The organism is Streptomyces dysideae (assembly GCF_001514305.1).
In the GTDB taxonomy this organism is placed as follows: domain Bacteria; phylum Actinomycetota; class Actinomycetes; order Streptomycetales; family Streptomycetaceae; genus Streptomyces; species Streptomyces dysideae.
On the sequence record NZ_KQ949103.1, the window covers coordinates 94098 to 114238 of the forward strand.

The window sequence follows — 20141 nt, forward strand, 5'->3', positions numbered from 1 at the left end:
CCAGGATTCTTCTGCACGGCCCAACCAGGGCCGTAAGTACGTACTGCGTATTAAGTTGCGAGTCGCTGCTAGCCCGCCAGACGGCGGCCGGCGTCCTCGATGCGGTCCGCGAGGGAGCCGTTGATGACCTCGTCGCCGACCTGCACCCGGATCCCGCCGAGGACCTCGGGGTCCACGTCGAGGTTGAGGTGCATCCGGCGGCCGTAGAGCTTCGCGAGGGCGGCGCCCAGGCGCTGCTTCTGCGGGTCGCTCAGCGGCACCGCCGAGGTGACGACGGCCACCATGCGGTCCCGGCGCTCGGCGGCGAGCTTGGACAGGGAGTCCAGTCCCGACTCCAGGCTACGTCCACGCGGCGCGGTCACAAGACGCGTCACCAGACGCTCGGTCGTCGCCTTGGCCCGGCCGCCGAGCAGGCTGCCCAGCAGCTCGCCCTTGGCCGAGGCCGTCGCGGCGCGGTCGGTCAGCGCGGCGCGCAGCTCGGTGTTCGAGGAGACGATCCGGCCGAACCGGAACAGCTCGTCCTCGACGTCGTCGAGCGTGCCCGCCCGCTGGGCGGCGGTGAGGTCGGCGGTGTTCGCCAGCTCCTCCAGCGCGTCCACCAGGTGGCGCGACTGCGTCCAGCGGGAGCGCACCATGCCGGCCAGCAGGTCGGCGGTCTCGCCGCTGACCTGGCCGCCGAGCAGGCGCTGGGCCAGCTCGGCCTTGGCCTCACCGGCCTGCGCCGGGTCGGTGAGGACCCGACGCAGCGAGACCTCGCGGTTGAGCAGCGCGGTGACGGAGGCCAGCTCGTCGGCGAGCTTGCCGGCGTCCACGGACGTGTTGTCCGTCAGCGCGTCGAGACGCTCACGCGCGGCTGCGGTTGCCTCGCGGCTCGCTCCGTGCGCTGTCATCGACTCGCCTCGGCCTTCGTCGCGGCCTCGTCGAGTCCGTCGAGGAAGCGGTCGATCACGCGGCTCTGCCGGGCGTGGTCCTCGAGGGACTCACCGACGAGCTTGCCGGCCAGGTCGGTGGCGAGCTTGCCGACGTCCTGACGCAGCGCGGACGAGGCGGCCTTGCGGTCGGCCTCGATCTGGGCGTGACCGGCGGCGACGATCTCCTCGCGCTGCCGCTGGCCTTCCGCGCGCATCTCGGCGATGAGCGTGGCGCCCTGCTCCTGCGCCTCCTGGCGCAGACGCGCGGCCTCGTGCCGGGCCTCGGCGAGCTGGGCCTTGTACTGCTCGAGGACGCTCTGCGCCTCGACCTGCGCCGCCTCGGCCTTCTCAATACCACCCTCGATCGCCTCGCGGCGCTCTTCCAGAACCTTGTTGATGTTCGGAAGCAGCTTCTTCCAGAAGAAGAAGAACACGATGGCGAAGGCGATGGTGCCGACGAGCAGCTCGGGGCCCGGAGGAATGAGCGGGCTCTGCTCTTCCTCGGCCGCCAGCTGTACCAGGTTGGCGATCACATCAGTGCCTTTCGTCGAAAAGTGTCAGGTGGCTAAGGGCTTAGCGACCGAACACGAACGGCATAACGATGCCGATGAGGGCGAGCGCCTCACAGAAGGCGAAGCCGAGGATCTGGTTGGCGCGGATCAGGCCGGCCGCCTCGGGCTGACGGGCGAGCGCCTGGGTGCCGTTACCGAAGATGATGCCGACGCCGACGCCGGGGCCGATGGCGGCGAGGCCGTAACCGATGGAGCCGAGCGAACCGGTGACAGCGGCGAGGGTCTCAGTGGCAGCCATGCTGATTCTTCCTTCTCTTTCTTGGACCGGCGGGGGTTGGCCACCGGACGTTCTGGGGCTTGGGGGCGGTGCTACTCAGTGGTGCTCGGCGAGAGCGCCCTGAATGTAGGAGCAGGCAAGGAGCACGAAGACGTACGCCTGGACTGCCTGCACAAAGAGCTCGAAGAGGATCATGGTGATCGTCATCACGAACGAGATACCGGCCGCCGGGATCATCCAGCTGTTCAGCAGGTACCAGGAGGCGACGGTGAACATCACCAGCATCAGGTGACCGGCGAACATGTTCGCGAACAGTCGCACCGCGTGCGTGAACGGCCGGACGAAGAGGTTCGAGAGGAACTCGATGACCATCACGAGCGGCAGCACAGCACCGAGCGACTTGTCGTAGCCGGTGAGGTTCTTGAGGCCGCCGACGAAGCCGTGACGCTTGAAGGTCAGCGAGACCCACAGGATCCAGACGACCGCGGCCAGCACGATCGGGAACGCGATGATCGACGACACCGGGAACTGGGCCAGCGGAATCACGGACCAGATGTTCATGATCCAGATGAAGAAGAACAGCGAGACCATCAGGGGGACGTACTTCTCGCCCTCCTTCTTGCCGAGGGTCTCGTAGACGATGCCGCGGCGTACGAAGTCGTAGCCGGCCTCACCGACCATCTGCAGCTTGCCCGGGACGACCCTGGCCTTGCCGAAGGCGGCCCAGAAGAACGCGACGACAAGAACGGTGGTGATGAGCGCGAGCAGCATCACCTTGTTGAACTCGAACCCACCGACCTCGGCGATCGGCTGGAACAGGAATGAGTGCAGGCCCGGAGCCGGAAAACCACACCCGTTGTCGGACATGATCCGACAGCTCCAGTCAAAGGCGAGCTGGGTCTGGTCAGCACTCACCACGGGCTCCTTCGGCGTGACGCATGGGTACGGCAACCTCGTTGTGTCGGCGCGGCACGAAACCGCGGGTCGGCACCGGATTGGTGTTACGGATGTGGGGGCGGCTGTGGGGCATCGAGCCTCGCGATTGAGCAGGCGTCAGCTCAGATGCCCGCGCCCGCGATGCCGCAGTTGGCACCGGACGATAGCAGGAGATCCCCCTGGCCTTTATCCCGGCCCTACCCCTCACGACGACGGCCCCGTCTTCTCGGACTTCTCGCTCTTCCCGGAGTCGGGGTCGATGTAGAAAATCTTGGCCTTCATATGCGCACGAGCCTGCGCAGCCATCCACACGACCGTCGCGACAACGAGCGAGGCGGCGAACGCCCTCGCGTTGAAGAGAGAGGTGTCCTTGAAGAGGGTGACGAAGATCAGGAGCAGCAGGAGCTGGGCGACGTAGAGCATCAGCCCCATGGCCTGGAACAGCTGCGGGAGCGTTTTCGCCGTCCACTGCAGGACGTACAGGCCGATCCCCATGAAGAGGACGGCCAGCACCACGCCGACGGCTGCGCCGAGCGCCCCCTTACCGCCCGCGACCACTCCACTGACGGCGACGGCGACCGCACCGGCAGCCGCTGTGGGCACAGCGGTCTGCAGAAGGTTCCGGACGTCATTGGACGGCATGGCGGCAACTCCGCTTTCGCAGGGGGGCAGGGGTGTCGTCATGGACGAGCGTAGCCCCGGGACGAGAGTGAAGACCTCACACCAACGGACCGTCGCACTGCGGTCCTTCGGCTCTATCCGGGGGTTCTCGTGAACCGTATCACAAACTATTTGATGAGGTCTTTACCTACTTGGTGTGCTCGACGTCACACATGAGAGTGACAGTGCGCGCCTGTGCAGGAAAGCGGCCTTCTTGTCTGGTATTAGGCCGCTTCGTTCCCCCACGGTTTGGCAATGCTCTCGTCAGATTCTTACCTTGACTGTGATCGGGCACCCAGCGCGGTCGCGCCGTTGACGCGCGCCACACCGGCGGCGACCGGCGTGCGGGTTTCGGGTGCGGGCTCGTGCCCGGATTCCTCGGCCTCGGACTCGGCCTCGGCCTCCGGCCCGGACTCCGGCTCGGTGACGCTGGCGACGACCTTGCTGCGGCGGTAGCGCGGCGGCACGAAGGCCTCGGCCCACCGCGGGGCACGCGGCGTGAAGCGCGGCAGCAGGAGCAGTACCAGGCCGATCGCGCTGAGGAACACGACGCTCAGCACGATCCACATGGAAGCCGAGTTGACGGAGTACGCGAGCGAGCCGAACCCGATCAGCGCCGACCAGAAGTACATGATCAGCACGGCCCGGCTGTGCGAGTGGCCGATCTCCAGCAGCCGGTGGTGCAGGTGGCCCCGGTCCGCAGCGAACGGCGACTGGCCGCGCCAGGTGCGGCGCACGATCGCCAGCACCAGGTCGGCGGCCGGCACCGCGATGATCGTCAGCGGCAGCAGCAGCGGGATGTAGACGGGGACCGTCTGGTGCACGGCCTCCTTCTCGGAGCCCGCGTACAGGTTCAGCGCGTCCGGGTCGATCTGGCCGGTGATCGAGATGGCGCCCGCGGCCAGGACCAGGCCGATCAGCATCGAGCCGGAGTCGCCCATGAAGATCCGCGCCGGGTGAATGTTGTGCGGCAGGAAGCCCAGGCACATGCCCATCAGGATCGCCGCGAACAGGGTGGCCGGGGCGGCGGCCTCGATGCCGTACGAGTACCAGATCCGGTAGGCGTACAGGAAGAACGCGGTCGACGCGATGCACACCATGCCGGCCGCGAGGCCGTCCAGGCCGTCGACGAAGTTGACCGCGTTGATGGTGATGACGACCAGCGCGACCGTCAGCAGGGTGCCCTGCCCCTGGGTCAGCGCGACCGAGCCGAAGCCCGGAATCGGCAGCCACAGGATCGTCAGACCCTGCATGACCATGACGCCGGCGGCGATCATCTGGCCGCCCAGCTTGATCAGGGCGTCGATCTCGAACTTGTCGTCCAGGACACCGATCAGCCAGATCAGCGCCGCTCCGGAGAGCAGCGCTCTCGGTTCGTTGGACTTCTCGAAGACCGCGCTGAGGTTGGTGAGATGGTCGGCGACCAGCAGGCCCGCGCACAGGCCGAAGAACATCGCGATACCGCCGAGCCGCGGAGTGGGTTCGCGGTGCACGTCGCGCGCCCGGATCTCCGGCATCGCTCCGGCCACGATCGCGAACTTACGTACCGGCCCTGTCAGCAGATACGTCACCGCGGCCGTGATGCAGAGCGTCAGCAGGTATTCACGCACGGGCTTCCCCACAGGTCTCGCTGGCCATGTCAGCCCCACACCCTAGCGACGGACTCGTACGTGACGCATATGTGTGGGGACTACCGGGTAGCGACGATAGTTGCACGCGTGGCTGTGTACGCAGTCGCGTCTACCCCGCCTCAGCCGGGATACGGCGGAAATCTACCGGTCAGCTCCCGCACTTCTTCACGCGCCTTCTGGTGATCGGTCTCGCCCCGCAGCACGCCCGCGAGCAGGGCGGCGATCCAGGCCGTCTCCTCCTCCCCCATGCCCTGCGTGGTCACGGCCGCCGTGCCGAGCCGCAGGCCGCGGGAGTCGCCGTGCGGCAGGGCGCAGCAGTCCAGGACCAGGCCGGCCGCCGCGAGCCGGCCGCGTGCGGTACGGCCGTCGACGCCGAGCGGCGCCGGGTCGGCGGTGAGCAGGTGTGTGTCGGTGCCGCCGGTGGTGACGACGAGCCCCTCGGCGGCCAGCCCGGCCGCCAGCACCCGTGCGTTGGCGACCACCTGATGGGCGTACGCCGTGAAGGCCGGTGTTGCCGCCTCGCCGAACGCGACGGCCTTGGCGGCGATGGTGTGCATCTGCGCACCGCCCTGGGTGAACGGGAAGACGGCCCGGTCGACGCGCTCGGCGAGATCCGCGCCACACAGGATCATGCCGCCGCGCGGCCCGCGCAGCACCTTGTGCGTCGTCGCGCAGACGACGTCGGCGTACGGCACGGGACTCGGCGCCGCTCCCCCGGCGACAAGCCCGATGGGATGGGCGGCGTCGGCGATGAGGTACGCCCCGACCTCGTCCGCGAGTCCGCGGAAGAAGGCGTAGTCGATGTGCCGGGGGTAGGCGATGGACCCGCACACGATCGCCTTGGGCCGGTGCGTGAGCGCCAGCGTGTGGGCCTGGTCGTAGTCGAGGAGGCCGGTCTCGGCGTCGACGCCGTACCCGACGAAGTCGAACCAGCGGCCGGAGAAGTTGGCGGGCGACCCGTGCGTGAGGTGTCCACCGTACGGCAGCCCCAGTGCGAGGACGGTGTCCCCGGGGCGCAGGAGCGCGGCGTACGCGGCCAGCACGGCCGACGACCCCGAATGGGGCTGTACGTTGGCGTGCTCGGCCCCGAACAGCGCCTTGGCGCGGTCCACGGCGACCCGTTCGGCGACGTCGACGATCTCGCACCCGCCGTGGTGCCGGGCGCCCGGATAGCCCTCGGCGTACTTGTTGGCGAGCGGCGACCCCAGCGCGGCCAGCACGGCCGGCGAGGTGAAGTTCTCGGCGGCGATGAGCTGGAGCGACGTCGACTGCCGGTCGCGCTCACCGAGCAGGATCTCGGCCAGCTCGGGGTCCTGCCGGCGCAGGACATCGGCCTCGATGGTATGGGTGACCGACATGATGGGCTCCGGGCGTGCGTCGACGGTGACGTACGTCCAATGTAGGCCCGGTGCCCGTGGGGTGCTCGGTTGTTACGCCCTCGCAGGTACTCCGGTGAGCGCCGTCACCACCGGATCCACCGCCTGCTGCATCTCGTCCGCCTCCGCCGTCGGCGCCAACAGCCACCCGCGTAGAGCCGCCGCCGCACGAACCAACGCACGCGCGCGTGGGACCACGCCGTCCTCCAGGGGCGGCAGGGTCGCGGAGGCCCTATCCCCGACGCGGCTCTCGCACCGCTCGGCCCTGCCGGGCCTCCCGGGCAGCGAGCCGCTGCGGCGGACTCCGTCCGCCGACTCATGTCCCGCCCGCGTCACGTACGCGCAGGCACCCCCGTCAGCGCCGTCACCACCGGATCCACCGCCTGCTGTATCTCGTCCCCCACCGAACGGAAAAACGTCAACGGCGCCCCATACGGGTCATACACCTCGTCCGCCTCCGCCGTCGGCGCCAACAGCCACCCGCGTAGAGCCGCCGCCGCACGAACCAACGCACGCGCGCGTGGGACCACTCCGTCCTCCAGGGGCGGCAGGGTCGCGGAGTCTATGGCCTTCACCAGGCGGGTGAACTCCTTGAGGGTGAAGGTGCGCAGGCCCGCCGAGTGGCCCATGGAGATGACCTGGGCTCGGTGGTCGCGGGTCGCGGTGAGGACCAGGTCGGCCATGATCACGTGTTCGTCCAGCAGTTCCCGGCCGGTGAAGCCGGAGGCGTCCGCGCCGAAGTCGGCGAGGACCGTCTCCGCGTTGGCCTCCATGGGCGCGCCCTCGTGGCCCCAGGTGCCCGCGCTCTCCACGATCAGTCCGCCCCACAGCGGGTCGCCGAGCCGGTCCGCCAGGGCATGACGGGTCAACCGCTCGGTGATCGGCGAGCGGCACACGTTGCCGGTGCTGACGTGGAGGATGCGGAAGCTGTCTCGAGGGAGGCCGTGTTCAAACAGGTCTCCCGTCTCTTCCCCGTTGCCTATGCCACGCCCCGCGTCAGGGGCCGTCAATTCGCCACCTCGAGGTCGGGTACGACCTTCCGCAGCTCGTCCGCGGAGATGGCGCCCGCACGGAGGAGGAGCGGGATCTCGCGCGTGACGTCGACGATCGACGACGGGACGATGCCGGGCGTCGGGCCGCCGTCCAGGTAGACCGAGACCGAGTCGCCGAGCATCTCCTGGGCCGCGTCGCAGTCCTCGGGGGCGGGGTGGCCCGTGAGGTTCGCCGAGGAGACCGCCATCGGGCCCACCTCCGTGAGCAGTTCGATCGCCACCGGGTGCAGCGGCATGCGCACGGCCACCGTGCCCCGGGTGTCGCCCAGGTCCCACTGCAGGGACGGCTGGTGCTTGGCGACCAGCGTCAGCGCGCCCGGCCAGAACGCGTCGACGAGCTCCCAGGCCAGCTCGGAGAAGTCCGTGACGAGGCCGTGCAGGGTGTTCGGGGAGCCGATGAGGACAGGGGTGGGCATGGTGCGGCCCCGGCCCTTGGCCTCCAGCAGATCGCCCACGGCCTCCGCGGAGAACGCGTCGGCGCCGACGCCGTACACCGTGTCGGTCGGGAGGACCACGAGCTCGCCACGGCGGACGGCGGACGCGGCCTCACGCAGACCGGTCGTGCGGTCGGTCGCGTCGTTGGTGTCGTATCGCCGTGCCATATCTAGCGGGCCTCCTCGTACACGTACTTCCGGTGAACAGTCTCTGGGGTGCTCACGGCATCGCCCTGCGGGCGGTCGCGAAGCGCGGGCGCTTGTTGAGGTCGGGGTGGTCGGCCGCGTCGGCCCAGCCCCGCTCCTCGGTGAAGATCCACGGCACCTGGCCGCCCTGTGTGTCCGCGTGCTCGATGACGACGACGCCGCCGGGGCGGAGCAGTCGGTGTGCGGTGCGTTCCAGGCCGCGGATGAGGTCCAAGCCGTCCTCGCCGGAGAACAGGGCGAGTTCGGGGTCGTAGTCCCGCGCCTCGGGAGCGACGTACTCCCATTCGGTGAGCGGGATGTACGGCGGGTTGGAGATGACCAGGTCGACCTGGCCGTCGAGGTCGTGGAAGGCGTCCAGGGCGTTGCCCTGACGCAGGTCGACCCTGGACCCGGCGACGTTCTTGCGGGTCCACTGGAGGGCGTCCTCGGACAGCTCCACGGCGTGCACGCGGGAGCGCGGGACCTCCTGGGCGAGGGCGAGCGCGATGGCGCCGGAGCCGGTGCACAGGTCGACGATGCAGGGCTCCACGACGTCCATGGCGCGCACGGCGTCTATGGCCCAGCCGACCACGGACTCGGTCTCGGGCCGCGGCACGAACACGCCCGGCCCGACTTGGAGTTCGAGGTAGCGGAAGTACGCCCGGCCGGTGATGTGCTGCAGCGGCTCACGCTGCTCACGGCGGGCGATGACCTCCCAGTACCGGGCGTCGAAGTCCGAGTCCTTCACGGAGTGCAGCTCGCCCCGCTTCACGCCGTGCACGAACGCGGCGAGCTCCTCCGCGTCGTTGCGCGGCGAGGGCACGCCGGCGTCGGCCAGCCGCTGCGTGGCTTGAGCCACCTCTGCGAGCAGCAGGTTCACGCAAGTCCTCCGTGTCGTACTCGTCCGTGCTTACGTGCCTTACGCGGCTGCCAGCTTCGCTGCCGAGTCCGCGTCGACGCAGGCCTGGATCACCGCGTCGAGGTCGCCGTCCAGGACCTGGTCCAGGTTGTACGCCTTGAAGCCGACGCGGTGGTCCGAGAGGCGATTCTCCGGGAAGTTGTACGTGCGGATCTTCTCGGAGCGGTCGACGGTGCGGACCTGGCTGCGGCGGGCGTCGGCGGCTTCCTTCTCCGCCTCCTCCTGCGCCGCGGCGAGCAGCCTGGAGCGCAGGATACGCAGTGCCTGCTCCTTGTTCTGCAGCTGGCTCTTCTCGTTCTGGCAGGAGGCGACGACTCCGGTGGGAATGTGCGTGATGCGCACGGCGGAGTCGGTGGTGTTGACGGACTGGCCGCCGGGGCCGGACGACCGGTACACGTCGATCCGGAGGTCGTTCGGGTTGATCTCGACGTCGACCTCCTCGGCCTCCGGCGTGACCAGCACACCGGCCGCGGAGGTGTGGATACGGCCCTGCGACTCGGTCGCCGGCACGCGCTGCACGCGGTGCACGCCGCCCTCGTACTTCAGCCGGGCCCAGACTCCCTGCCCGGGCTCGGTGGCGCCCTGGCCGCCCTTGGTCTTCACGGCGACCTGGACGTCCTTGTAGCCGCCCAGCTCGGACTCGGTGGCGTCGATGATCTCGGTCTTCCAGCCGACGCGCTCCGCGTACCGCAGGTACATGCGCAGCAGGTCACCGGCGAACAGGGCGGACTCGTCGCCGCCGGCGCCCGCCTTGATCTCGAGGATGACGTCCTTGTCGTCGCTGGGGTCACGCGGGACGAGAAGGAGGCGCAGCTTCTCCGTCAGCTCCTCGCGCTGCTTCTCCAGGTCCTTGACCTCGGCGATGAAGTCCGGGTCGTCGGCGGCGAATTCGCGCGCGGTCTCGATGTCGTCGCCCGTCTGCTTCCAGGAGCGGTACGTGGCGACGATCGGGGTGAGCTCGGCGTAGCGCTTGTTCAGCTTGCGCGCGTTGGCCTGGTCGGCGTGGACCGACGGGTCGGCGAGCTTCTTCTCCAGGTCGGCGTGCTCGGCGACGAGTTCCTCGACGGCCTCGAACATCTTGGGGCTCCTGATACTGCGGGTGAGGGGAAGGGCGGGCGACCAAAAACGCCGGTCCCGGTGCACCCCGGACGGGGACGCGACCGTGGACCGGCGAAATGGGGCTCGCTACTTCTTGGAGCCGGCGGCCTTGCCGAAGCGGGCCTCGAAGCGGGCCACACGGCCACCGGTGTCGAGGATCTTCTGCTTGCCCGTGTAGAACGGGTGGCACTCGGAGCAGACCTCGGCGCGGATGCTGCCGCTCTCGATCGTGCTACGGGTGGTGAACGAGGCGCCACAGGTGCAGCTGACCTGCGTCTCGACGTACTCGGGGTGGATGTCGCGCTTCAAGGTGTCTCCTAGTTTCGGGAGGGCGCCGGGTCGCTGCCGCGGGATGCGGAGGCGTGAACCGGAGCCGACGTACCAGTCTGCCAGGACTGGGGCCATCCCCCAAAACCGGGGGTTGCTGCCGAGTATTCCCTGCGGGTCGTCCTGGGCATGTCGCGCCGACGCGGCGGAGCCGCATATCGATACACCCCCCAGTGCCCCAACAGGCAACATTCGCCCCGTCGCGGCATCCGGCACGCTCCCCCACTGCCTTAAGGGCGTGGGAGGTGCCCCCCACTCGCCGCACCGGGCACAAACCCAAGTACGTCCAGTACGAGGGCCTGTACCCGGCACGCCGAGAGCACGCACCGGACGCCGCTCCTCAACGGGCGAACGTTGCCTGCCGGGGCACTAGCTGACCACACCCTTGGCGTCACCGGTTGCCGTGCCTTCGGTGGCCGACTTGGGGATCGCCTTGTCCGCCTTCAATGCCTCCCACACCTGCTTGGCCTTCGCCTCGGCGACCATGACCCGGTTCGGGTCTGCCGGGTCGTACTGGACCGGCATCGTGACCATGGTCATGTTCTTGGCGCTGATGCCCTTGAGGCCGCTGGCGAAGGACATGAGGGAGTTGACCGAGCCGAGGTCGGAGTCGGTCGTGACGGCCTTGGTGGCGGTGCTGGCGACGTCGTAGAGCTTCTTCGGGTTGCCGAAGAGGTCGATGTCCTTGGCCTGGTTGAGCAGCGCCTTGATGAAGGCCTGCTGGAGCTGGATGCGGCCGAGGTCGGAGCCGTCACCGACGCCGTGCCGGGTGCGGACCAGGCCGAGGGCCTGCTCGCCGTCCAGCTGATGCGTGCCGGCCTTCAGGTCGAGGTGGCTGTCGGGGTCGCTGATGTCCTTGGTGGTGGTGACCTGGACGCCGCCGAGCTCGTCGATGAGCTTCTGGAAGCCGGAGAAGTCGACCTCCAGATAGTGGTCCATGCGGATGCCGGAGAGGGACTCGACGGTCTTCACGGCACAGGCGGCGCCGCCGGTGGTGTACGCGGAGTTGAACATCACGCCGGACGCGGCGTCGTGGGTGTCGCCGTCGGTGTCGGTGCACTCGGGGCGGTCGATCAGGGTGTCCCGCGGGATGGAGACCACGCTGGCCTTCTTGTGGCCCTCGTAGACGTGCACGACCATCGCGGTGTCGGAGCGGGCGCTGCCGTCGTCGGCGCCGCCGCCGAGCGCCTTGTTGCTGCCGGAGCGGGTGTCGGAGCCGAGGACGAGGATGTTCTCCGAACCGTTGTCGGCCTTCTCCGGCCGGTCGGTGCCGAGGGCCTGGTCGATGTTCACGCTCTTGATGTTGCCGTTGAGCTTGAAGTACAGGTACCCGGCCCCGGTGCCGCCGAGGACGACGATGCCGGCCGCCGTCCAGGCCATGACCAGCAGGCCCTTGCCGCGCTTGACGCCGGGCTCGCTGCGGCGGCCCTTGGCGCGGTGGCGCGGGCCCGTGGTGCCGGTCCCGCCCGGTGTGCCGGGCTCCGGCGTGCTCTCGGCGGACATGTGCTCCTCGGTTCTCGTCCGGTCGGTTACCCCCCTGCTTTCAGGGTCAGGCGTGGTCGAAACGACCCGAACCCCACCATCGTCACCCCGTCCGGTCAGACGGGGAAACCGGGCAAAGGGTTGCACGACGCACTGTGCCCACCGCGCGGGGCGGTGGGCACAGTGCTCACTGGTTCAATCGGGGCGTACCCCGCTCACCTGGGGATTCAGCCCCAGATGTCGTACTGCTTGAAGTCCGTACCGACTGAGATCCTTGTGGCAAAGATCTCGCTCGTGGCCTTTCCGGTGCCCTTGTACAGATAAAGCGTGCCGTCGGGCTTCCGGGCCAGGAAGTCGGCCCTGCCGTCACCGGTGATGTCGCCGACCGCGTCGACCTTGTTGTACGTCGTGCTGCTCCAGGTGCGTACCTTGACCCGGGGGGAGAAGGGGGACGAGGCACTGCCCTTCCCCTTGTACAGGTAGACGTAGCCGTTGCTGCCCTTGCGCGCGATCAGGTCGGTCTTGCCGTCGCCGGTGAAGTCGCCGTGGCCGACCACGAAGTTGTACTGGTTCCAGCCCGTGCCCGTGCCGACCTGTGCGCGGCCCGAGAAGGAGCCCGTGCCGGTGCCCTTGTAGATCCACATCCGGCCACTGGAGTCCACGGACATCAGGTCGGGGAGGTAGTCGCCGGTGACGTCACCGGGCGCGACGATGCGGGTGCGGCTCTTCCAGTTGTCGCGGATCTTGGTGGTCGCCCAGGAGCCGCTGGAGGGCACCCAGTGCATCCAGAACACGTCGCCGTCGGAGCTGCGCCGGGCGATCAGGTCCTGGTAGCCGTCGCGGTTGAAGTCGCTCTGCAGGACGACGTTGTAGGCGCCCCAGTTGCCCCAGGACTGACGGGCGCCGAAGGAGGTGCCCTTGGAGTCCTTCTCGTAGCCCGTCTTGGTGGAGGCGTTGCGCACCCACAGGTCGGCCCTGTGGTCGCCGCTCAGGTTGGTGTCGTCGACGCGCGGGTAGGCGGCGCCGACGTAGGTGCTGACCTTGGCGAAGACGCTGTACGCGCCCTGCTCCACGCAGTCCAGCACACCCCAGGAGACGACGCCGACGATCCGGTTGTTGACGACGAGCGGGCCGCCGGAGTCGCCGTTGCAGGCGGTGGTCGTACCGGTGTCGCTGCCGCTGGCCGGGGTGCCCGCGCAGACCATGTGGCCCTTGATGAAGTCGCCGCCGTAGTAGCCGGCACAGGTCGTGTCGGACTGGATGGGCAGCGTGGCCGTCTTCAGCGTCTCGGAGATGTCCGAACTGGTGGAGCTGGTCCGGCCCCAGCCGTAGACCTTGGCGCTGGTCCCGGCGGCGTACGAGGCGGTGTCGCCGGACGTCGTCATGCGGATCGGCGTGACCTTGACGGCGACCGGCAGGGTGAGGACGGCGATGTCGTTGTCGATGGTCGCCGAGCTGTACGACGGGTGGTTCCACTGCCGCCAGACACCGGTGACGGTGCCACCGTGCAGGTCGGTGTTGCCGGCCTCGTCACTGGTCGGCAGCTGCGAAGTGCCGGTCAGGATGGCGCCGTTGGCGTACCAGTCGTAGCCCTTGACGCAGTGCGCGGCGGTGAGGATCTTCGTCGGCGCGACGACGGCGCCGCCGCAGAAGAAGCCGAGGTCGTCGCCCTCGTCGGTGGTGCCCCGGTCGTCGTAGTACCAGAGCTGGGCCATCCAGGGCGCCGAGGTGATGGTGGTCTCGCTGCCGCCGATGATCTTCGGATCGACGGTGGTGGTGCTGCTGCTGGTCGTGGCGCTGTAGGACGACTTCGTGGTCGTCTTCCCCGCGGTGTCGTCACCGGCGAGGGCACCCGCGACGCGCCGCTCCAGCTCGGCGAGCGAGGGCGAGCTGACGGCGGGCTTCACGGTGGGCTGCGGCGGCGCTGTCGTGGCGTCTGCGGAGGAGGTCAGCAGCGCGGCGGCGACGGCCGCGGCGATTCCGGCGGCGGCGACGGGCAGGGCAAGGCGTATCCGGCGTCTGTGACGTCCGCTGCCGGGCAGGGCGGTGGGCAAGGAAGTCCCCCCATAGAGACAAGAGATGAGAAGGGGCGCACGATGCACCCGTCCCTATCTGCGCCAAAAGGCCGTCCCCCGTCACACATGTGACGGGGGACGGCCTTCGGCTGTTCTTGCCTCAGTCGCCGTTGCCCGGAGTGGGCGTCGACTTCTGGATCTGCAGCAGGAACTCGGCGTTCGACTTCGTCTGCCGCATCTTGTCGAGCAGCAGCTCGATCGCCTGCTGCTGGTCGAGCGCGTGCAGCACCCGCCGCAGCTTCCACACGATGCCCAGCTCGTCGTTTCCGAGCAGGATCTCTTCCTTACGGGTACCGGACGCGTCGACGTCCACCGCCGGGAAGATGCGCTTGTCGGCGAGCTTCCGGTCGAGCTTGAGCTCGGCGTTGCCCGTGCCCTTGAACTCCTCGAAGATGACCTCGTCCATGCGGGACCCGGTGTCCACCAGCGCGGTGGCGAGGATGGTCAGCGAGCCGCCGTCCTCGATGTTGCGGGCCGCACCGAAGAAGCGCTTCGGCGGGTACAGGGCGGTCGAGTCGACACCACCGGACAGGATGCGGCCGGAAGCGGGCGCGGCCAGGTTGTAGGCACGGCCCAGACGCGTGATCGAGTCGAGCAGCACGACGACGTCGTGGCCCAGCTCCACAAGGCGCTTGGCACGCTCAATGGCGAGCTCGGCGACCGTGGTGTGGTCCTCGGCCGGGCGGTCGAAGGTCGAGGAGATGACCTCGCCCTTGACCGACCGCTGCATGTCGGTGACCTCTTCCGGACGCTCGTCGACCAGGACGACCATCAGGTGGCACTCGGGGTTGTTGTGCGTGATCGCGTTGGCGATCGCCTGCATGATCATGGTCTTGCCGGTCTTCGGCGGGGCCACGATCAGACCGCGCTGGCCCTTACCGATCGGCGCGACGAGGTCGATGATGCGGGTGGTGAGGATGCCCGGGTCCGTCTCCAGACGGAGGCGGTCCTGCGGGTACAGCGGCGTCAGCTTGTTGAACTCCGGGCGGCCACGGCCGTGTTCGGGCGCCATGCCGTTGACGGAGTCCAGGCGGACCAGCGCGTTGAACTTCTCGCGGCGCTCGCCTTCCTTGGGCTGACGGACCGCACCGGTGACGTGGTCGCCCTTGCGCAGGCCGTTCTTGCGGACCTGGGCGAGGGAGACGTACACGTCGTTGGGGCCCGGCAGGTAGCCCGACGTGCGGATGAAGGCGTAGTTGTCGAGGATGTCGAGGATGCCCGCGACCGGGATCAGGACGTCGTCCTCGGTGAGCTGCGGCTCGGGGCCGCCCATCTCGTCGCGGCCACGGCGGCCACGTCGGTCGCGGTAGCGTCCGCGACGGCCACGGCGGCCGCCCTCGAAGTCGTCGTCATCCTGCGGGCCGTTGTCCCGCTGCTGACGGTCCTGGCGGTCCTGACGACCGCCGCCGCCCTGCTGCTGGCTCTGCCGGTCCTGGCGGTCCTGACGGCCGCCGCCCTGCTGGTCGTCGCCCTTGCGGCGGTCAGCGCGGTCACCGCGGTCACGGCCGCGCTCACGGCGGTCCCGGCGACGGCCCTCGGCGCCGTCACCGGCGTCGCCCTTGGCCTCGCCCTGCTGGGGCTGCGCCTGCACCGGCGTCTCGGCCTTCGGCTCACTCTTGGCCTCGGCGGCGACCGTCTCCGGCGCGGCCGCGGGGGCCCCGGCGTCGGCGGTGGCGCGGCGACGGCGACGCTCCACGGGGGCATCGTCGCCCCCACGCTCGGCTTCTCCCCCACGCTCGGCTGCGCTCGCGCGGGAGGTGCCCCCATCGCGGGAGGGGCCCCCAGCCGGCTGGCCGGGGATGTCGATCTGCTGCTGGGCCACGGCCTTATCGGCGGGGGCCTCAGCCGCCTTGGGCGCCTTCTTCTCGGCGTCCTCGCCCGTACGAGCCTTGGAGGTGGCGCGGCGCTTGGGCTTGGTCTCGGCGGCGGGCTCGGTCTTGGCCGGGGCGGCACCGCCTCCGGCCTGTGCCTCCTTGATGACCTCGATCAGCTGGCTCTTGCGCATCCGCGCGGTGCCCCTGATACCCAGGCCCGATGCGACCTGCTGCAGTTCGGCCAGCACCATGCCCTCGAGGCCGGTACCGCGGCGCCGCCGGGAGCCGGCACCGCTGGCAGGCGCGGAGGCGTCCGTGGCGGGCGCGGCAGCGGTCTCCTCGACACGTGCGCCCATCAGATCGGTGGTGTCGCTCACGAAGGGTCCTTCCCTGGAGCGGACGTCGGCCTGTCTGGCTCGGCGACCGGTTGTGCTGTCCGGCTTCGGTCCGTGCTCTGTGGACCGTGCCGGGGCGGTGGTCCGCCAATGTGGCGGAAGAGATATCTGGTGATGGCGCTTCCCAAAGCAGTGACACGGAATGTCTGTGTCACGCGGCTTGGTCGCACCGGTTCCGGAGCGTGCCCGGCAAGTCGCTCAGTGCCCGCGTACGAGGTACTGCCCGCGTACGTCGTACGAAACACAGTGCGGCTTGGGAGGCTCCCGGAAGAATGTCTGTCCCGGACGGGGACACGAAGCACCTCGCCATGGTGGGGTCGGGTGCAGACTTGAGGTTAACACTACCGGATCCAACAAACATTCCCCCTCTCGAAATCCGGCAACCGCCGGCTTCTAGATGTCACCGGAGGGCGCGAGCGGCAGCACGCTCGCTCCCTGGGCGTCGAGTTCGAGCCGGTTCGCGGCCCAGTCGTCGCCTGCCAGATGGGCCACCTTGTCGGCGTTGTCGGTGTCGACCAGGGCGAGGACCGTCGGTCCCGCGCCGGAGATGACTGCCGGGACTCCGTCGGCCCGCAGCCGCTCCACCAGCGCCGCGCTCTCCGGCATGGCCGGCGCGCGGTACTCCTGGTGGAGACGGTCCTCAGTGGCGGGCAGCAGCAGCTCGGGGCGTCTGGTCAGGGCCTCGACGAGCAGGGCGGCACGGCCCGCGTTGGTGGCGGCGTCGACGTGCGGCACGGTGCGCGGGAGCAGGCCGCGCGCGGTCTCGGTGAGGACCGGCTTTCCGGGCACGAAAACCACCGGAACGATGGAATCGGCGGGATCCATCCTGATCGCCCGCGCGGCGCCGTTCTCCATCCAGGAGAGGGTGAAGCCGCCGAGCAGACAGGCCGCCACGTTGTCGGGGTGGCCCTCGATCTCGGTCGCGAGCTCGAGCAGGGCCGTGTCGTCGAGCCTGGACTCGCCGCCTATGGTCACGGCGCGCGCTGCGACGATGCCGGCGCAGATGGCGGCCGACGAGGAGCCTAGGCCGCGGCCGTGCGGGATGCGGTTGGCGCAGACGATCTCGAGGCCGCGCGGCTGTCCGCCCAGCAGGTCGAAGGCGGTACGCAGGGAGCGTACGAGGAGGTGCTTCTCGTCGCGCGGCAGGGTCTCGCTGCCCTCACCCGCGATGTCGATGTGCAGCCCGGAGTCGGCCACCCGGACGACGACGTCGTCGTAGAGCCCCAGCGACAGGCCGAGGGCGTCGAAGCCCGGGCCGAGGTTGGCGCTGGTGGCGGGGACGCGCACCCGGACGGCGGCGGCGCGGAACGCTGGACCGGCCATCGCTCGATGACTCTCCTTGAGCTGCGTGATTGTCGAAGACATTCGATACGTACGAGAGGACCCACAGGACCACTGGGGACCCCCGGGGACCGCTTCCGGGCCGCGGAGGCGGCGCGGCACCCGGCCACATGCTCAGGCATATGCGGCGGGCGGGTTCAGTACAGCCTATCGAAGGAAGGTTCTGTGGCGACATAGGGCGCACAGGAGGCGCACGATGCGTGTCGTAAGCCCCCTGTGCACCCCCTGTCGGGGTTGCCCCGTGTGGATCAGACGAGGCCGAGCCGCTCGGCCGCCGTCACCGCGTCGACCGGGACGGTGACCGGCTGCGGGGCGCCCGCGACGGCCCAGTCGGGGTCCTTGAGGCCGTTGCCGGTGACGGTGCACACGATGGTCTGCCCCGGGTCGACCTTGCCCTGCTCGGCGGCCTTCAGCAGACCGGCGACGGAGGCGGCGGAGGCGGGCTCGACGAAGACGCCCTCCTGCGCGGCCAACAGCCGGTAGGCGCGCAGGATCTCACGGTCCGTCACCTCGTCGATGAGGCCGCCGGACTCGTCCCGCGCCGCGAGGGCGTACTGCCAGGAGGCGGGGTTGCCGATGCGGATGGCGGTGGCGATGGTCGACGGGTCCTTGACGACCTCGCCGCGCACGATCGGGGCACTGCCGGAGGCCTGGAAACCCCACATTCGGGGGGTCTTTCCGGCCACGCCGTCGGCGGCGTATTCCTTGTACCCCCTCCAGTACGCGGTGATGTTGCCCGCGTTGCCGACCGGCAGGACGTGGATGTCCGGGGCGTCGCCCAGCATGTCAACGATCTCGAAGGCGGCCGTCTTCTGGCCCTCTATACGTACCGGGTTAACCGAATTGACCAGCGCCACCGGGTAGTTCTCGCTCAGCGCGCGGGCCAGGGTGAGGCAGTCGTCGAAGTTGCCGTCGACCTGGAGGATCTTCGCGCCGTGCACGAGGGCCTGGCCCATCTTGCCGAGCGCGATCTTGCCCTGCGGGACGAGAACGGCCGAAACCATGCCCGCGCGCACGGCATAAGCGGCGGCGGAGGCCGACGTGTTGCCGGTGGAGGCGCAGATGACCGCCTTCGCGCCCTCCTCCTTGGCCTTGCTGATGGCCATGGTCATACCGCGGTCCTTGAAGGACCCGGTCGGGTTCGCGCCCTCCACCTTGAGGTGGACCTCGCAGCCCGTGCGCTCGGAGAGCACCTGCGCGGGCACGAGGGGCGTGCCGCCCTCGCGGAGCGTCACGACCGGCGTGGTGTCGGAGACCGGCAGCCTGTCCCGGTACTCCTCGATGATTCCGCGCCACTGGTGGGTCATTGCTGGTTACTCTCCTTCAACCCGCATGATGCTGGCGACACCCCGCACGGTGTCGAGCTTGCGCAACGCCTCGACGGTCCCGTTCAGGGCGGCGTCGGACGCGCGATGGGTGACGACGACGAGAGAGGCCTCGCCGCCTCCGTCTTGTCGTCCTTGCTGGCGAACCGTATCGATCGAGACACCGTGCTCGGCGAAAACGGTCGCCACCTGGGCGAGAACGCCCGGTTTGTCGGCCACGTCGAGGCTGATGTGGTAGCGGGTGACGACGTCACCCATCGGCGAGACGGGCAGGGCGGCATACGCCGACTCGCCGGGCCCGGTCGACCCGCTGAGCCGGTTGCGGCAGACGGCGACGAGGTCGCCGAGCACGGCCGAGGCGGTCGGGGCACCGCCCGCGCCGGGGCCGTAGAACATGAGCTGCCCGGAGGCGTCGGACTCCACGAACACGGCGTTGTACGCGCCGCGCACGGAGGCAAGCGGGTGGGTCAGCGGAATCATGGCGGGGTGCACGCGCGCGGTGACCGACTGACCGTCCTCGGCGCGCTCGCAGATGGCGAGCAGCTTGATGGTGCAGCCCATCTCCTTCGCCGAGGCGAAGTCGGCGGCCGTGACCTCGGTCATGCCCTCGCGGTAGACGTCGTCGAGCCGCACGCGCGTGTGGAAGGCGATTCCGGCGAGGATGGCGGCCTTGGCGGCGGCGTCGAAGCCCTCGACGTCGGCGGTCGGGTCGGCTTCGGCGTACCCGAGGGCGGTGGCCTCGTCGAGGGCCTCCTGATAACCGGCGCCCGTTGAGTCCATCTTGTCGAGGATGAAGTTCGTGGTCCCGTTGACGATGCCGAGCACGCGGTTGACCTTGTCGCCGGCGAGGGACTCGCGCAGCGGGCGGATCAGCGGGATGGCGCCGGCGACGGCGGCCTCGTAGTAGAGGTCCGTGTCGTGCTCCTCGGCGGCGGCGTGCAGGGCGGCGCCGTCCTGGGCGAGCAGCGCCTTGTTCGCGGAGACCACGGAGGCGCCATGTTCGAAGGCGGCGGTGATGAGGGAGCGCGCGGGCTCGATACCGCCGATGACCTCCACCACTACGTCGATGTCGCCGCGTTTGACGAGGGCGGTGGCGTCGGTGGTGACGAGGCTCGGGTCGATGCCCTCACGCACCTTGGAAGGCCGGCGTACGGCGACACCGGCCAGCTCGACGGGGGCACCGATGCGCGCGGCGAGGTCGTCGGCGTGCGTCGTCATGATGCGCGCCACCTCTGAGCCGACCACTCCACAGCCCAGCAGCGCCACCTTCAGCGGACGCGTACGCATCATCCGACCTCGTTTCCTCATACCGTCACGGTTGGACCAGTCTCACTCACCGGACGGGACTTTCTATCCATAGTCCGGATCGTGAGACATCGATTTCATTTGC

General features: G+C 69.4%; 18 protein-coding genes and 1 pseudogene. All 19 read right to left on the minus strand.

All coding sequences use genetic code 11. The features are described 5' to 3' along the window. Positions 1 to 68 precede the first annotated feature (68 nt). The 19 genes and pseudogenes from AQJ91_RS34745 to AQJ91_RS52680 all read right to left on the minus strand — a co-directional run bounded on the left by AQJ91_RS34745 (position 69) and on the right by AQJ91_RS52680 (position 20038). Complete coding sequence (locus tag AQJ91_RS34745; RefSeq protein WP_067029580.1) at positions 69 to 890, minus strand: F0F1 ATP synthase subunit delta; 822 nt, start codon at positions 888 to 890, stop codon at positions 69 to 71. Next, positions 887 to 1444, minus strand: coding sequence for a F0F1 ATP synthase subunit B (locus AQJ91_RS34750; protein WP_067029582.1), 558 nt, complete (start codon positions 1442 to 1444; stop codon positions 887 to 889). The genes AQJ91_RS34745 and AQJ91_RS34750 overlap by 4 nt, the downstream gene beginning before the upstream one ends. A 40-nt stretch (positions 1445 to 1484) precedes the next feature. Next, the gene (locus AQJ91_RS34755; RefSeq protein ID WP_045558932.1) at positions 1485 to 1721 is read right to left on the minus strand and encodes an ATP synthase subunit c family protein; all 237 of its coding nucleotides are present in this window, start codon (positions 1719 to 1721) and stop codon (positions 1485 to 1487) included. A 75-nt stretch (positions 1722 to 1796) separates the two neighbouring features. Further along, positions 1797 to 2567 carry a F0F1 ATP synthase subunit A gene (gene atpB / locus AQJ91_RS34760; RefSeq protein WP_067029583.1) on the minus strand — a complete coding sequence of 257 codons (771 nt, stop codon included), beginning with the start codon at positions 2565 to 2567 and terminating at the stop codon, positions 1797 to 1799. A 273-nt stretch (positions 2568 to 2840) separates the two neighbouring features. Then, complete coding sequence (locus AQJ91_RS34765) at positions 2841 to 3278, minus strand: Cg1360 family ATP-synthase-associated protein (protein ID WP_067029584.1); 438 nt, start codon at positions 3276 to 3278, stop codon at positions 2841 to 2843. A gap of 290 nt (positions 3279 to 3568) precedes the next feature. Then, on the minus strand, positions 3569 to 4906 hold the full coding sequence (locus AQJ91_RS34770) for an MraY family glycosyltransferase (protein WP_067029586.1): 1338 nt from the start codon (positions 4904 to 4906) through the stop codon (positions 3569 to 3571). Positions 4907 to 5046: 140 nt separating this feature from the next. Further along, entirely contained in the window at positions 5047 to 6285 is a 1239-nt protein-coding gene (locus tag AQJ91_RS34775; RefSeq protein WP_067029588.1) for a serine hydroxymethyltransferase, read from the minus strand. A gap of 72 nt (positions 6286 to 6357) precedes the next feature. After that, positions 6358 to 6528, minus strand: a pseudogene (locus AQJ91_RS56345) (protein-tyrosine-phosphatase); the annotation flags it as partial. A 107-nt stretch (positions 6529 to 6635) separates the two neighbouring features. Then, entirely contained in the window at positions 6636 to 7313 is a 678-nt protein-coding gene (locus AQJ91_RS34785) for an arsenate reductase/protein-tyrosine-phosphatase family protein (protein ID WP_067029593.1), read from the minus strand. Further along, the gene (locus AQJ91_RS34790; protein ID WP_067029594.1) at positions 7310 to 7957 is read right to left on the minus strand and encodes an L-threonylcarbamoyladenylate synthase; all 648 of its coding nucleotides are present in this window, start codon (positions 7955 to 7957) and stop codon (positions 7310 to 7312) included. The genes AQJ91_RS34785 and AQJ91_RS34790 overlap by 4 nt, the downstream gene beginning before the upstream one ends. 52 nt (positions 7958 to 8009) lie before the next feature. Continuing rightward, a complete protein-coding gene (gene prmC / locus AQJ91_RS34795) occupies positions 8010 to 8855 on the minus strand; it encodes a peptide chain release factor N(5)-glutamine methyltransferase (protein WP_067029595.1) in 846 nt (281 codons plus the stop codon). 39 nt (positions 8856 to 8894) lie between these two features. Next, positions 8895 to 9971, minus strand: a complete 1077-nt coding sequence (gene prfA, locus AQJ91_RS34800; protein WP_067029596.1) for a peptide chain release factor 1 — start codon at positions 9969 to 9971, stop codon at positions 8895 to 8897. A gap of 108 nt (positions 9972 to 10079) precedes the next feature. Beyond that, complete coding sequence (rpmE, locus tag AQJ91_RS34805; RefSeq protein WP_067029597.1) at positions 10080 to 10301, minus strand: 50S ribosomal protein L31; 222 nt, start codon at positions 10299 to 10301, stop codon at positions 10080 to 10082. A 387-nt stretch (positions 10302 to 10688) separates the two neighbouring features. Then, entirely contained in the window at positions 10689 to 11822 is a 1134-nt protein-coding gene (locus AQJ91_RS34810) for an LCP family protein (protein WP_067029599.1), read from the minus strand. Between the two features lie 206 nt (positions 11823 to 12028). After that, on the minus strand, positions 12029 to 13813 hold the full coding sequence (locus AQJ91_RS34815) for a trypsin-like serine protease (protein WP_067029658.1): 1785 nt from the start codon (positions 13811 to 13813) through the stop codon (positions 12029 to 12031). 163 nt (positions 13814 to 13976) lie between these two features. Continuing rightward, positions 13977 to 16067 (minus strand): transcription termination factor Rho, encoded by a 2091-nt coding sequence (gene rho, locus AQJ91_RS34820; protein ID WP_067029601.1) that lies wholly within the window; start codon positions 16065 to 16067, stop codon positions 13977 to 13979. Between the two features lie 411 nt (positions 16068 to 16478). Next, entirely contained in the window at positions 16479 to 17408 is a 930-nt protein-coding gene (gene thrB, locus AQJ91_RS34825) for a homoserine kinase (RefSeq protein ID WP_067029603.1), read from the minus strand. A gap of 266 nt (positions 17409 to 17674) precedes the next feature. Then, entirely contained in the window at positions 17675 to 18733 is a 1059-nt protein-coding gene (gene thrC / locus AQJ91_RS52675) for a threonine synthase (RefSeq protein ID WP_067029605.1), read from the minus strand. 6 nt (positions 18734 to 18739) lie between these two features. Beyond that, positions 18740 to 20038 (minus strand): homoserine dehydrogenase, encoded by a 1299-nt coding sequence (locus AQJ91_RS52680; protein ID WP_067029660.1) that lies wholly within the window; start codon positions 20036 to 20038, stop codon positions 18740 to 18742. Positions 20039 to 20141 lie beyond the last annotated feature (103 nt).

Excerpts from the sequence above, each read along its gene's own strand:
- thrC (WP_067029605.1), bottom strand. The coding sequence starts at position 18,733 with ATGACCCACCAGTGGCGCGGAATCATCGAGGAGTACCGGGACAGGCTG.
- thrB (WP_067029603.1), bottom strand. The coding sequence starts at position 17,408 with ATGGCCGGTCCAGCGTTCCGCGCCGCCGCCGTCCGGGTGCGCGTCCCC.
- prfA (WP_067029596.1), bottom strand. The coding sequence starts at position 9,971 with ATGTTCGAGGCCGTCGAGGAACTCGTCGCCGAGCACGCCGACCTGGAG.
- atpB (WP_067029583.1), bottom strand. The coding sequence starts at position 2,567 with ATGTCCGACAACGGGTGTGGTTTTCCGGCTCCGGGCCTGCACTCATTC.
- AQJ91_RS34745 (WP_067029580.1), bottom strand. The coding sequence starts at position 890 with ATGACAGCGCACGGAGCGAGCCGCGAGGCAACCGCAGCCGCGCGTGAG.
- AQJ91_RS34810 (WP_067029599.1), bottom strand. The coding sequence starts at position 11,822 with ATGTCCGCCGAGAGCACGCCGGAGCCCGGCACACCGGGCGGGACCGGC.
- AQJ91_RS34765 (WP_067029584.1), bottom strand. The coding sequence starts at position 3,278 with ATGCCGTCCAATGACGTCCGGAACCTTCTGCAGACCGCTGTGCCCACA.
- AQJ91_RS34775 (WP_067029588.1), bottom strand. The coding sequence starts at position 6,285 with ATGTCGGTCACCCATACCATCGAGGCCGATGTCCTGCGCCGGCAGGAC.
- AQJ91_RS34790 (WP_067029594.1), bottom strand. The coding sequence starts at position 7,957 with ATGGCACGGCGATACGACACCAACGACGCGACCGACCGCACGACCGGT.
- AQJ91_RS52680 (WP_067029660.1), bottom strand. The coding sequence starts at position 20,038 with ATGCGTACGCGTCCGCTGAAGGTGGCGCTGCTGGGCTGTGGAGTGGTC.
- AQJ91_RS34755 (WP_045558932.1), bottom strand. The coding sequence starts at position 1,721 with ATGGCTGCCACTGAGACCCTCGCCGCTGTCACCGGTTCGCTCGGCTCC.